Here is a 14,296-nt window from a genome sequence, read left to right as displayed (position 1 = left end):
CTTAAAGTCAAAAGGGAGAAATGTCTTTGATGTACTTTATTTTACTTTAAGACTTTAGACTTTTAACTTTAAGAAAAATAAAAAGATGGCAATAATTATAACTGACGAATGCATAAACTGTGGGGCTTGCGAACCAGAATGCCCAAATACAGCAATATATGAAGGAGCAGATGATTGGAGATATAAAGACGGAACAAGCCTAAAAGGAACTGTAATTTTACCTGACGGAACTGAGGTTGATGCTGATGATGCGCAAACTCCAATTTCTGATGAAATTTATTATATCGTTCCCGGAAAATGTACAGAGTGTAAAGGTTTTCATGATGAACCTCAATGTGCTGCTGTTTGTCCTGTTGATTGCTGCGTACCAGATGATAATCACGTAGAAGATGAAGAAACCTTGTTGAACAGACAAGCGTTTTTACATGGCGATGAATAATCTTTATTGATATAGATATAAAAAAATCCCGAGCCTAAACTCGGGATTTTTTTTGCTTTATTCGGAATCTTAAAAACTTATTGCGTTGGTTTGTAATATTTTATATTTTAGCGCTTATTTTTTTAATAAAAATTTAATACTTTAGATGAAAATTCAATAAGCATATGAGGAAATTCATACTTTTATTTTTTGTTTTATTTAGTTTGACAGTTTTTTCGCAGGAAGAACAATATTCTATTGTAGTAAAAGATATAGAAACACAGCTTCCTATTGAAAATGCCACAGTTGTTATTCTAAAAACAAAACAAATATTATCTAGCAATAAAGAAGGTAAAGTAACTTTTATGCTTACCGGCGGTTCTAATGTACAGGTTTCAGAAACCAATTATGAAACTCTGACGGTACGCTGGACATCTTTAAACGGAGATCAAAAATTTATTGTTTATCTAAAAAGTAATAACAACAAACTAGATGAAGTTGTTCTTTCTAAGCAGTCTCCACAAAAAGTACTTCAAAAACTTGTAGATAATTCATCAAAAAAACTGGCATCCTCTTACAGACTAAAAGTTTATGTAAGGGAGTTTTTTATGCTGGATAACAAATATTCTTATTTTAATGACGGATTGGTTAATTTTCAATTTTCAGGAAGTCCTTCGACAACACTTTTGGTAGAACAAAACAGATCTTATGGCTTGCTGGAAACAGATGTAAGTGCAGATTTAAGAGGTTATGATTTGAATAATATCATGAAAAATTATAATGATTTTAAATATTTTGATCCGCTTTTAGATCCTAAAGCAAAAAAGGAATACGATTTTATTATACGAGGGCATGCTAAAAATAAAGATTATTATGTAATGTATATTACGCCTCTGGATAAAGCGAAAGAAGCTATTGATAATTTTGAGATTGTTTATGATCCTGAAAAGAAACTAATTATTGAATTTAAAATTGATATTACGCCGCAGAATCTTGATAAAATTGAAGAGAAAACCGAAGAGAACTCTAAAAATATTACAAGATCATTTATAAATGTTGATTATAGGGTAGACGGCGAGAATTATTATTTATTGAGTTCAAATGAAGAAATAGCTTATAGTCTTATTTTGAAAGATCAGGTAAAGAAAATTCAGGTTCGCAATAGTTTTATTACGACAAATTTCAACAGACAAAATTTTACGTATAAAGAAAGTGATGTTTTTAAAGAGAAATCACTTTTTAATAAAAGAAATAAAATTCTGACCAATTACTGGGATATTTCAGGTTTCGTTGCAACTGATGAAGAAAAAGCGATTATTGCTTCTTTGGATTATAAATTGTGAGAAGCTAGTTATGAATTATAAGTTATGAATTATAAGTTATGAATTATAAGTGAATAGCTATTTTACAGCTTGTTTTTATTAGTATAAAAAAATCCTGAACTATTGTTCAGGATTTTTTGTTTTTAGTATTGTCAGGCTGAGCGAAGTCGAAGCCCTTTTTTGTTATATAACTTTCGTTAAATCTGGACGTGTCCTTCGACTTCACTCAGGATGACATATCTAGTCTTGATAAGTTTGATTAGAAATTAAATCCAAGTCTTGCGTAGTAATAAGCTCCGCTGAAACCCATTTGTACAGCATCCCAATATCCACCGGCTTCTGTGTTTCCTTGTTCGTCTTGTTTTGTTGGATAAACATTAAACAAGTTATTGCTTCCAAGGCTTAATTTTAAGCTTTTAGTAACTTGATAACCTACAGTTAAATCGGTAACTAATCTTGGGTTGTAAACATCATCTTCATCAGCATAATCAACCAAAACCACTTTGCTGAAACGAGTAAAAGCTAAACCTGCATCAAACTTACTTTTTGAATAATTTAAGTTTAAACCAAATTTATTGTCTGGTGCAGAAGCAAGTAAAAAGGCTTTTTCACGTTTTCCAAAGAAAGTAGCTTCGTCTAAATCGCCATTTTTAACTTTGTCAATTTTCATATCGTTGATGTTTCCAACTAATGTTGCTCCAAAAGTTCCAAAATTATACGTTTTTTTCCATGATAAAACCAAATCAAGACCATGAGTACTTGTATCAACTCCGTTAGCAAAAAACTGCGCTTCAGAAACACCAAGATTTAAAGCACTTGCATCAAAATATCCGGTAAGAACAATACGATCTTTTACCTTAATATAATAACCGTCAACTGTTGCAGTAAAATCTCCAAAAGAAGCTGTGAAACCTAATGAAGCATTTACGGCCTTTTCTTCATTTAATTTACCAATTCCAAAAGCTCTTGTAATTTCGCTGTCATTTGGTGCCAGTAAAACCTCCGTTGCTCCGCTTGCATTAAAGTTTGTAAAACGTAAGTTGTAATAAATTTGAGCTAAAGAAGGCGCACGGAAACCAGTACTAACAGATCCTCTTAAATTAAAATGATCACCAAGCTTTAATCTCGAAGCTAATTTTCCGTTTACGGTACTTCCAAAATCGCTGTAATTTTCAAAACGAACAGCTGTGTTTACCATAAAAGCTTTAGTTACGTCTAACTCTCCATCAGCATACAAAGAGAAGTTGGTGCGGCTTTCGTTAACTTCATTTGCAGGGCTGTAACCTGGAAAACCTTGAGAACTTCCCGGTCTTGGATTCCCTGAAATAGGATCAATTGGGGCACTTTGAGTTGTTGGATCCGTAATTGGCACTCCATTAGTATCATACGTAGTATAAGAACCTTCTTCTCCTGCAAAAATTTCAAATTTTTCTACTCTAAATTCAGTTCCAAAAGCAATATTGAACCCCTTAAGAACACTGTCATAGTTTTTAGAAATATCAAAATTTGTTGTATTTTGGAGCAAACTATGTCCTCCAGCGTCAAACTCGTGTGGAGATTTTTCTTCAAGAGAAGCATTTATAGTTCCTTTAATATCATATTGAAATTTATTTTTTCCGAAAGTATTACTCAAATCAAATTTCCATCCTCCGCCAGATTCAGTCTTAATTCCCGCAGCGATCGAATTATCATTAATTTTTGATGTAATTCTAGGCGTATAACCTCCCGGATAAACAGATTCTACAACTCTTTCACCATCATTTCTGGTAAAAGCATACGCATCTGTATCTCTAAAATTACTTCCTCCAAAAGCATAAAATTCCGTTTTATCAGCAATTGGAACGGCAAAATTGGCAAATAAATTCACACCTTGCATTTCGGCATCACCAAAACCTTTTCTAAAATCATAAGCAGGTCTTAAAGTTTTGTTTTTATTTAAAAACTCACCTGTAAAGTTTGCATAGCCGCCTTTAGTTCCTAATGCAACACCATAATTAGCGGCGACTCTTACAGAACCTCCGTCAAAATCCTGATCTTTTCCATATGAATTTCCATTTCCGTTTTTATCTAAACGGTAACCTTTTGTATTTGGCGTTCCGGGAAGGAAATCTCCTTTTGCATGCGTATTAAAAACACCATAAGTTACAGATCCCGTAAGTTCGTTTACGTTATCATTTGTAATAATATTAATAACTCCGGCAATGGCATCAGAACCGTATTGCGCCGAAGCACCGTCACGTAAAATTTCAATTCTTTTAATAGAAGCTGCCGGAATTGCATTTAAGTCAGTTCCCGTATTTCCACGTCCTCTTGTTCCAAATAAATTAATTAAAGACGATTGATGTCTTCTTTTTCCGTTAATTAAAACCAAAGTCTGGTCAGGGCCCATACCTCTTAAAGAAGCAGGATCGACGTGGTCAGCACCATCAGACCCAGATTGTTTATTGGCATTAAAAGACGGGGCAACGTATTGCAATAACTGATTGATTTCAATTTTACCACTTTGCGTTGTAACATCTTTTACATTAATAACATCAATAGGAACGGCAGAATTTACAACGGTTCGTTTAGTACTTCTGGAACCCGTAACGACTACATCGCTCAAAACCTGACCGCCGCTCTCATCTAAATAAACGTCGACTTTATCCCCCGAAGCTGATTTTTCAACAGTTGCAAAGCCTACATAACTAAAAACTAATGTAGCACCTTCTTTAACTTTGATTTTGTAACCACCTTCAAAATCAGTAGAAACACCATTTGAAGTTCCTTTTTCTACAATATTAACACCGGGAAGCGGTGTTCCGGTTTTGTCCTTAACGACGCCCGAGACTTCTTTTTGAGCAAAAAGAAACGCTGAATTCAGCAGTAATAAAAATAATGCAATCTTTTTCATGGTTGTTGGTTTTTTGTTTGGTTTTTTGTTGATTACTTTTATAAAAGTAATATTTTTTAACAAAAACTTAATAATAAGTTTAAAAATTTTTAAGAATTACCCTAAAATTATATTAATGCACATTTTTACTTCGCTCACGAGGTATTAAATCTTATATTTGCAAAATTTTAAAGCCAAAAAATATCATTTTGGCAGAAAGAAAAACAAACACGTAAATCATAATCCATTAAAATAGAGAGTTAATGGTGGGACTTTGATAAGCTCAAAGCCCAATAAAATAAATAGAAACAACAGATGAAAGCAGGAATTGTAGGATTACCAAATGTTGGAAAATCAACATTATTTAATTGTTTATCTAATGCAAAAGCGCAGAGTGCGAACTTTCCGTTTTGTACAATCGAACCTAATATTGGTGTTGTAAACGTTCCGGATCCGAGAATCAACAAATTAGAAGAATTAGTAAAACCAGAACGTGTACAAATGGCAACTGTAGATATCGTAGATATTGCAGGTTTGGTAAAAGGGGCAAGTAAAGGTGAAGGTCTTGGAAACCAGTTTTTAGGAAACATTAGAGAATGTAATGCTATCATTCACGTTTTGCGTTGTTTTGATAATGATAATATTGTTCACGTTGACGGAAACGTAAACCCAATTCGTGATAAAGAAACGATTGATATCGAGTTACAATTAAAAGACTTAGAAACAATCGATAAACGTTTAGAAAAAGTAAAACGTGCTGCTAAAACAGGAAATAAAGAAGCACAAGTTGAGGAAGCTTTACTAAACAGAATTAGAGAAGCTCTTTTACAAGCAAAATCTGCAAGAACAATTATTCCTCAAAATAATGACGAAGAGGTTTTAATGGAAGGTTTCCAATTAATTACTGCAAAACCGGTTTTATACGTTTGTAATGTTGACGAAGGTTCTGCTGTAAACGGAAACAAATATGTTGATCAGGTTCGTGAATTAATAAAAGATGAAGATGCTGAAGTTATCATTCTTTCTGTAGGAGCAGAAGCCGATATTACAGAATTAGAAAGCTATGAAGAGCGTCAGGTTTTCCTTGAAGATATGGGATTAACAGAGCCGGGAGCGTCAGTTTTAATTCGTGCAGCTTATAAACTATTAAAACAACAGACTTATTTTACAGCTGGTGTAAAAGAAGTTCGTGCATGGACAATCAATATTGGAGCTACTGCGCCGCAAGCAGCAGGAGTTATCCATACCGATTTTGAAAAAGGTTTCATTCGTGCCGAAGTTATTTCATACGAAGATTACGTTCAATACGGTTCTGAAGCAAAAGCAAAAGAAGCTGGAAAATTTAAAGTTGAAGGAAAAGAATATGTTGTAAAAGATGGTGATGTAATGCATTTCCGTTTTAACGTTTAATCTTTTTTTCTAGAGAATAGAATAAAGATTATAGAGAATAGACTAAAACTGCTGGAGAAATTCAGCAGTTTTTTTATGTTTAAAAAACTTGAGTTCACTACTGTCAGGCTGAGCGAAGTCGAAGCCCACGTAAGAAGCTCCATATAGTATTGCTAATCTTTGCGTGGGCTTCGACTTCGCTCAGCCTAACAAAAATGAGAATAAAAAAATCCGTTTAAACCCGCGCTTTCGCGAAAGCGAACCCGTAAAATCCGTGTGCCATTTACAGCACAGAAATTTTTTGGCTCAAAAATTGGTTACAGAAAAATTACCAATTACTAATCTAAAATAAGCCAATCAAAATGCTAAAAAAAACTTTCAAAATTTTAAAATGGACACTTTTCGGAATCTTTAGTTTTCTTGTCCTTTATGTAGTATCCGTTTATCTGATCTCTAAAATTACCGTTAATTCAGATGTCGTACAGGTTGAAGAGCAAAATGCCGTTCCAATTTATATTCTTTCAAACGGCGTTCATACTGATATTGTCGTTCCTGTAAAAAATGAAATCAAAGATTGGCGAAACGAAATTCAGTTTAACCAAACCCAATCAAAAGATTCCTTAATGAATTTCATTGCTTTTGGCTGGGGCGATAAAGGTTTTTATCTTGATACGCCGGAGTGGTCAGACTTAAAAGCAAGTACAGCCTGCAAAGCCGCATTCGGAATCAGTTCATCGGCAATGCATACTACATTTTTTAAACAATTGAGAGAAGGTGAGGATTGCAAACGCATTTTGATTTCAAAAGAAAATTATCAAAGTCTGGTTAATTATATTTCAGATAGTTTCAGCGATCCAATTCATCCGGAATGGATAGAAGGTCACAGCTACGGAAAAAAAGATGCTTTTTATGAAGCAAAAGGAAGTTACAGTCTTTTTTATACGTGTAATACTTGGGCAAACAATGCTTTAAAAGCGGCAAACCAAAAAGCAAGTTTGTGGACAGTTTATGATAAAGGGATTTTTTGTCATTATAAATAAAACTGGATATGAAAAAGGTAATTTTAATTTTTGCTTTAATAATTGTAATGAGTTCCTGCAAAAAAGCTGATGCAGCAGTTTGCGTTGGATGTATCTCTTTTTATTTTGAAAATCCACAACCAATTAATGATTCGGAGTTAAATAGCTTTCCTTCTAAATTTAAAGGATTATATACGAGTCCAGATTCAACTTTTTTAAGAATTGATGATAATGGAATGTTTAGAGAGTATTATTATAAATTCAGAGTTCACAGAAAAGAAATGGATTCTTTAAAATCTGAATATAATCTTATTGATGGAAAATTAATTACTAAGGATACTAAAGATAAATTTGATATACTTAAAATAGGTGACTCAATAGAATTGTCACGAAAAAATACAGATACATTATTCAGATTGTCCTACAATCAAAAACTAAAACGTATTAATGGACAGTTAGTTTTAAGTACAAGAGATTCTGTTTTTTGGAAAATAGAAATGATGTCATTAGAAAAAAATGTACTCAAAATCAAGAGTATCTATTTACTGGAAGATTTGAAAAAGGTAGACTCCGTTACAAAAATAAAAGCAAAAGAATTGGATTCTCTTTCTTATTTGATCAAACCCACAAGAAGTGAATTCAAAAAAATATTAAAAATTAAAAAACTTGGATACGATCAGGAATATAAAAAGCTTTCTAATTAACATGGAAAAAATATAAAATCTGCTTAAAAATCAAGAATCCAAAATTTTTCATTATTGCGTAAATTTGAGAGAATATCAAAAAATCAGCAAATGAAAAATCAAAATATTTTTTCGAAATCATGGTATTTGCTAAAAAATACATTTACAGAATTTAACGATGATAATGCCATCAAATTAAGCGCAGCATTATCCTATTATACCATATTTGCATTACCACCTTTATTAATCATTATTATCACAATCTGCGGATTCTTTTTTGGAGAAGAAGCCGTAACCGGACAATTATATGGACAAATAAACAGATTGGTTGGGAACAATGCAGCGGTACAGATTCAGGAAGCTATAAAAAATGTACAATTATCAGACAGTAATGTTTTTGTAACCGTTTTTGGTGTTGTGATGCTTTTAATTGGGGCTTCGGGAGTTTTTGCAGAAATTCAGAGTTCTATCAATTATATCTGGGGATTGCGCGCTAAACCCAATAAAGGCTTAAAAAAGTTTATTCAAAACAGGATCATGTCCTTTTCTATGATTGCTTCGGTTGGATTTTTAATGCTGGTCAGTTTAATGCTCAATGCCACTCTTGATGTTCTAAATGCGCGTTTGAAGTTGTATTTTCCAGACAGCACCGTTTACTTTTTTTATATAATAAATTTAGTTATCGTTTTTGCGAGTATTACATTATTGTTCGCCATTATATTTAGAACTTTGCCTGACGGAATTATTAAATGGAAAGATGCATTTATTGGCGCATCGTGTACTGCAATTTTATTTATGATAGGTAAGTTTGCTATTGGACTTTATTTGGGAAATTCTACCATTGCCAGTGTTTACGGGGCCGCAGGTTCAGTTGTTATTATATTGGTCTGGGTTTATTATTCGGCGATTATATTGTATTTTGGTGCAGAATTTACCAAAGTATATGCAAAATCCTTTGGCGGGCAGATTTCTCCAAATGATTATTCGGTAGAAATAAAAAAAGAGATTTTTGAGATTGAAAACGTATAAAGTTTATTTTAGCTATAAAAGTCATACTATTAAGTTTTTATTAAAATAAAACAATATGACTTTTATGGCTTAATTTTTGAAAACATCAAATTATATATAAATACCACAATATGAAAATAATAGCCTTTGGAGGAAGTAACAGCCGTCAATCGATCAACAAACGTTTAGCGGCTTATGCAGCAAATTTGTTTGAAAATGCCCAAGTTGAGGTTTTAGATTTAAACGATTATGCCATGCCTCTTTTTAGTGTTGATCTCGAAAAAGAAATTGGTCAGCATGAAATTGCAAAAGCTTTTTTAAATAAACTTAAAGAAGCTGATATCTTGGTTGTTTCAATGGCAGAAAATAACGGAAACTATTCTGCTGCTTTCAAAAATGTTTTCGACTGGAGTTCCCGAATTGAGAAAGATGTTTTTCAGCATATTCCCATGTTATTATTGGCAACATCTCCGGGCGGAAGAGGAGGAGCATCTGTTTTAGGAATCGCTCAAAATCTTTTTCCACGTTATGGCGGCGAAATTAAGGGATCATTTTCTTTACCTTCTTTCAATGCTAATTTCGATTTAGAACAAAATAAAATTTCAAACCCTGAACTAGATCAGGAATTGAAAAACATCATAAAATCAAGTTTTTAATACATGAATACAAGAAAGTTTGGTTTTATATTCCTTTTGTTGAATATCATTTTTGTTTGTTCAACATTTGCACAGAAATATAATGAGGTTGATAAAATCGTATTAAAATATCCTAAAAATTTTAATACGGCAGAAAAATTAGCAGAACGAATTCAGGAAGATTTTAAATCTGATGGAGATAAAGCGAGAGCCATTTATAGCTGGATTGCGTTCAATATAAAGTATGATTACAATGCTTTTTTGAATCCGCAGAGAACGCAGGGATTTAGTTATTCAACTGAAGCCGAAAAACAACGCAAAATCAAAGAACTGAATGACAGATTATGGCAAAAAGCCTTTAGTTCTAAAAAAGCAGTCTGCGAAGGATTTACTGCTTTGTATCAACATTTAGCAGAATTAACAGGCTTGAGATCTGAGATAATAAGAGGAGATTCTAAAATTTCATTAAGAGATATCGGCCGAAAAACTACTTCTTCAAATCATGCATGGAATATTGTTTTAATTGACAGAAAATGGCGTTTGATTGATGTGACTTGGGGACAGGGTTATTTTGATAATAGCAAAGGCAGAATGGTAAATGATTTTTCATCGGTTTACTTTGATACAGATCCGGATTATTTTTTCGCTAAACATTTCCCTGATTCAGGTTCTTATTTAGGTGATAGATTAGATAAAGATGCTTTTCTTAACGGACCTTTAATTTACAACAAAACAATCGAGAATGATTTTAAAATTAAATCTCCAACTACTGGAATTATTGAAGCTAAATATGGAGATAAAATTGATGTTGAAATTAAAAATGTGAAAAAGTCTGATCAGGTTTTTTATTTAAACAAAAGGAATCAGCCCGTTTTGATTAAAAACGCAAAAGAAAAAAGAGGTGGTTTAGAATTTCAAATTCCCTACGATAATAATATTGGCGAATACATTACAATTTTTGTAGACACAAATAGTATTGTTTCTTTTAAAGTTATTCCAAAATAAAGACCATATTGTTTATCGGGAGATTTTCTTCTTTTCCTGAATTGCCGTATCTTAGCAATTCAGGAATTGAATTAATGCGATATGGAGACAACTTTTTTGAAATCGATTTTAGACAATGATTTCTATAAATTTACAATGCAGCATGCTGTAATAAGGCTTTTTCCAAAGGCAAAGGTTCGATACGCATTTATCAATCGAGGAAAACATAAATTTCCGGCTGGTTTTGCAGATTTACTCCGTCGTTCTGTAGATGCATTGGCAGATCTTCGTTTAACCAAAGAAGAAAAACATTATCTGTCACATTACTGCCCTTATCTTGATCCAACTTATTTAGATTTTTTACAGGGATATAGTTTCGATCCGTCAGAAGTACAGATTAGTCAGGAAGGTTCAGAAATTAAAGTTACAGTTGAAGGTTTTTGGTATCGGACTATTTTATGGGAAGTTCCATTGATGGCTCTGATTTCGGAACTTTTTTATAAATCAAATCATTTAATCCGTTTAAATGATGAAGCCATTAAAAATCTCACGAAAGATAAAATCGATAATTACAATAAACTAGGCGTTTCTATTTTAGAATTCGGCACAAGACGCCGCCATTCTTATGATGTCCATAACTTGGTAAACGAAACTTTAGGAACTTTTGGCGGACAAAGTTTTATAGGAACCAGCAATGTACATTTTGCAATGGTTAATAACAAACGTCCGTTAGGTACGCATGCACACGAATGGTTTATGTTTCATGCTGCGCAATACGGCTTTAAAATGGCCAATTCTATAAGTCTGGAACATTGGACACAAGTTTACGGCGGAGATCTCGGAATTGCCTTAACAGACACTTACACCACAGAAATATTTTTCAATCAATTTGATAAAAAATATTCCAAACTTTTTGACGGCGTTCGGCATGACAGCGGAGATCCAATTGAATTTGCCAAAAAAGTAATTGGACATTATACTAAAATGGGAATTGATCCAAAATCGAAAGCTATTGTTTTTTCAGATTCCTTAAATTTTGAAAAAGTAAAAACGATAGTCGATTTCTGTCAGGATAAAATTAAAATGTCATTCGGAATTGGAACAAATTTCACCAATGATGTTGGACTTCCAGCGATGAATATGGTGATAAAATTAACCGATACAAAACCAGATAATACACATTGGCAGGGTGTAGTCAAACTTTCTGACGAAAAAAACAAAAATACGGGAACGCCCGAAATGATTGCTTTGGCAAAAGAAGTACTCGGAATCAAATAGTATTTTTTTGTTTCATAGCTGATTTTTTATATTTTTAACGGTCGTATTATTTTAAAATCAATTTAAATAGATTTAAAACCTGTTATTATTCGTAACAAAAAATAAATACGCTTTCATTTTTTGCCGATAAATGGTACATTAGCCAAAAATCCAATTCACTTTATGCTAGAGCAAAATCAATATACCGAAGATAATATTCGATCACTCGATTGGAAAGAACATATCCGTATGCGTCCCGGAATGTATATCGGGAAGTTGGGAGACGGATCTTCGCCGGATGATGGTATTTATATTCTTTTAAAAGAGGTTTTAGATAACTGTATCGATGAGTTCGTAATGGGCTCAGGAAAAACTATTGAGGTAACGATTAAAGATAAAACGGTTTCTGTTCGTGATTACGGACGTGGAATTCCGTTAGGAAAAGTAGTCGATGTAGTTTCGAAAATGAATACGGGTGGAAAGTACGATTCTAAAGCTTTCCAGAAATCGGTAGGTTTGAACGGTGTCGGAACAAAAGCGGTAAATGCACTTTCAAATTATTTTCGTGTAGAATCTGTTCGTGATGATAAACAAAAAGGAGCAGAGTTTTCTGCCGGAAATTTAGTTCTTGAAGAAGACATAATCGAAACCACAAAGCGAAAAGGAACCAAAGTAACTTTTACGCCAGACGAAACGATTTTCAAAAATTATAAATTCCGTTTAGAATACGTTATCAAAATGGTTAAAAACTATTGTTACTTAAACAATGGTTTGACGATTATTTTCAACGGAGAAAAATATTACTCAGAAAACGGACTTCGTGATTTATTAGAAGAAACAATCAGCGAAGATGATTTAGAATATCCAATTATCCATTTAAAAGATCATGATATCGAAGTTGCGTTAACACATAGTAAAACGCAATATAGCGAAGAATATCACTCTTTTGTCAATGGTCAGAATACAACACAGGGAGGAACGCACTTAGCGGCGTATCGTGAAGCGGTTGTAAAAACGATTCGTGAGTTTTACAATAAGAATTTCGAAGCATCAGATGTTAGAAAATCGATTGTGAGTGCGATTAGTATTAAAGTTATGGAACCGGTTTTTGAGTCTCAGACCAAAACAAAATTAGGTTCTACAGATATGGGTTCTGATGATGGAACGCCAGCAGTTTCTGTTCGTACTTTCGTAAACGATTTTATCAAAACCAAATTAGATAATTACCTCCATAAAAATCCTCCGACTGCAGATGCTTTGTTACGCAAAATTCTTCAGGCAGAACGAGAAAGAAAAGAATTATCAGGAATTAGAAAACTGGCGACAGATCGTGCTAAAAAAGCGAATCTTCACAATAAAAAATTAAGAGACTGCCGTGCGCATCTTCCAGATACTAAAAACCCAAGAAACTTAGAAAGTACGCTTTTTATTACCGAGGGAGATTCGGCTTCCGGATCGATTACAAAGTCGCGTGACGTAAATACACAAGCGGTTTTCAGTTTGCGTGGTAAGCCTTTGAACTCATACGGAATGACTAAAAAAATTGTGTATGAAAATGAAGAATTCAATCTATTGCAGGCTGCACTTGATATTGAAGACGGTTTAGAAAAATTACGTTACAACAACATCGTAATCGCAACCGATGCCGATGTCGACGGAATGCACATTCGTTTGTTGTTGATCACGTTTTTCCTTCAGTTTTTCCCAGAATTAATCAAAGAAGGACATTTGTATATATTACAAACTCCTCTTTTCAGGGTTCGAAATAAAAAAGAAACAATTTATTGTTATTCTGAAGAAGAAAGAAAAGACGCGATCGAGAAACTAAAACCAAAACCAGAAATCACCCGATTTAAAGGTTTAGGAGAGATTTCTCCAGATGAGTTCAAAAACTTTATTGGAGACACAATCCGCCTTGATCCGGTTATGATGGATAAACATACTTCGATTGAGCAGTTATTATCTTTCTATATGGGTAAAAATACACCAGACAGACAAGAGTTTATTATCAAGAATTTGAAGGTGGAGATTGATGAGCTTGAGGAGGTTTAGAAATAACTCAAAGATTTACTAAATGAGGAAAATATTTTTATTGATTACTGCTTTGGCCTTAGTTTCTTGTAAAAATGAAAAACCGAAGACACCGAAAGAACCTGAGGGAATTCCGATTGTAAAATCAGTAAGCAAAGTAATTAATAAAAGAGATTTTCCGTTAAAGAACTTTTCAAAAATTGAACTGGTGTCTTACTATGATAGAATAATGTGGGATACAGTAAAGTATAAAGGAGAACAGCCATTTCGAAAAGTATTAGTGGATAATTATAAATTAACTTTTGATAGTACCATGATACAAGAGAGAGTTATTTTAAATAAAATCCAAGAAAAAGAACTTTTAAATTTGGTAGTTTGTGATACTTGTGTTCCTGAAGAAATTTCTGCTGCTTGTTATAGACCAAGACACATGATTTTATTTAGAGATAATAAAAACAGAATTGTTGCTTATAATGAGTTTTGTATAAGTTGTAACGGTTCTAGAAATTCAGCTAATATTGATGGATTTCAAAAATATTGCTTGTACGAAATGGGCGATTTATTTAAAAAATTCGGAATTAAGCTTTTCATTGATTATGATGATGAGCAAAAGGAATATGATATTTTAAGAAAAAAAGGATACTAGATTATAGCATTAAATAAAATACTGAAATAATT

The 14,296-nt window shown here is 33.0% G+C and carries 12 protein-coding genes; 11 read left to right on the top strand and 1 reads right to left on the bottom strand.

Going from position 1 to position 14,296, the window contains the following annotated elements:
* Positions 1–85 precede the first annotated feature (85 nt).
* Positions 86–439, top strand: coding sequence for a 4Fe-4S dicluster domain-containing protein (locus BUE10_RS04260; RefSeq protein WP_056206329.1), 354 nt, complete (start codon positions 86–88; stop codon positions 437–439).
* 164 nt (positions 440–603) lie between these two features.
* Entirely contained in the window at positions 604–1,761 is a 1,158-nt protein-coding gene (locus BUE10_RS04255; RefSeq protein WP_073482600.1) for a peptidase associated/transthyretin-like domain-containing protein, read from the top strand.
* A gap of 238 nt (positions 1,762–1,999) precedes the next feature.
* On the opposite strand, the gene BUE10_RS04250 is transcribed toward BUE10_RS04255, so the two are convergent.
* Positions 2,000–4,633 carry a TonB-dependent receptor gene (locus tag BUE10_RS04250; RefSeq protein WP_073483040.1) on the bottom strand — a complete coding sequence of 878 codons (2,634 nt, stop codon included), beginning with the start codon at positions 4,631–4,633 and terminating at the stop codon, positions 2,000–2,002.
* A gap of 294 nt (positions 4,634–4,927) precedes the next feature.
* Between BUE10_RS04250 and ychF the strand changes: the two genes are divergently transcribed.
* From ychF to BUE10_RS04205, 9 genes are all read left to right on the top strand, one after another.
* Positions 4,928–6,022: a redox-regulated ATPase YchF gene (gene ychF, locus BUE10_RS04245; protein ID WP_073482599.1), complete on the top strand. Its 1,095-nt coding sequence runs from the start codon at positions 4,928–4,930 to the stop codon at positions 6,020–6,022.
* A 341-nt stretch (positions 6,023–6,363) separates the two neighbouring features.
* Positions 6,364–7,041: a TIGR02117 family protein gene (locus BUE10_RS04240; protein ID WP_073482597.1), complete on the top strand. Its 678-nt coding sequence runs from the start codon at positions 6,364–6,366 to the stop codon at positions 7,039–7,041.
* A gap of 8 nt (positions 7,042–7,049) precedes the next feature.
* Positions 7,050–7,724, top strand: a complete 675-nt coding sequence (locus BUE10_RS04235; protein WP_073482595.1) for a hypothetical protein — start codon at positions 7,050–7,052, stop codon at positions 7,722–7,724.
* A gap of 90 nt (positions 7,725–7,814) precedes the next feature.
* Positions 7,815–8,732 (top strand): YihY/virulence factor BrkB family protein, encoded by a 918-nt coding sequence (locus BUE10_RS04230; RefSeq protein WP_073482593.1) that lies wholly within the window; start codon positions 7,815–7,817, stop codon positions 8,730–8,732.
* 110 nt (positions 8,733–8,842) lie between these two features.
* On the top strand, positions 8,843–9,367 hold the full coding sequence (locus tag BUE10_RS04225) for an NADPH-dependent FMN reductase (protein ID WP_073482592.1): 525 nt from the start codon (positions 8,843–8,845) through the stop codon (positions 9,365–9,367).
* A 3-nt stretch (positions 9,368–9,370) separates the two neighbouring features.
* A complete protein-coding gene (locus BUE10_RS04220) occupies positions 9,371–10,351 on the top strand; it encodes a transglutaminase domain-containing protein (protein WP_073482590.1) in 981 nt (326 codons plus the stop codon).
* A gap of 81 nt (positions 10,352–10,432) precedes the next feature.
* Positions 10,433–11,608: a nicotinate phosphoribosyltransferase gene (gene pncB / locus BUE10_RS04215; protein ID WP_073482588.1), complete on the top strand. Its 1,176-nt coding sequence runs from the start codon at positions 10,433–10,435 to the stop codon at positions 11,606–11,608.
* Between the two features lie 162 nt (positions 11,609–11,770).
* On the top strand, positions 11,771–13,639 hold the full coding sequence (locus BUE10_RS04210) for a DNA topoisomerase IV subunit B (protein ID WP_073483038.1): 1,869 nt from the start codon (positions 11,771–11,773) through the stop codon (positions 13,637–13,639).
* 22 nt (positions 13,640–13,661) lie between these two features.
* Positions 13,662–14,264, top strand: a complete 603-nt coding sequence (locus BUE10_RS04205; protein ID WP_073482587.1) for a hypothetical protein — start codon at positions 13,662–13,664, stop codon at positions 14,262–14,264.
* The last annotated feature ends 32 nt before the right edge of the window (positions 14,265–14,296 follow it).

This window comes from Flavobacterium sp. CF108 (assembly GCF_900129795.1).
Classification (GTDB): Bacteria; Bacteroidota; Bacteroidia; order Flavobacteriales; family Flavobacteriaceae; genus Flavobacterium.
Note: the sequence above shows the minus strand (reverse complement) of the source record. Positions and strands in the feature narration are given on the sequence as shown.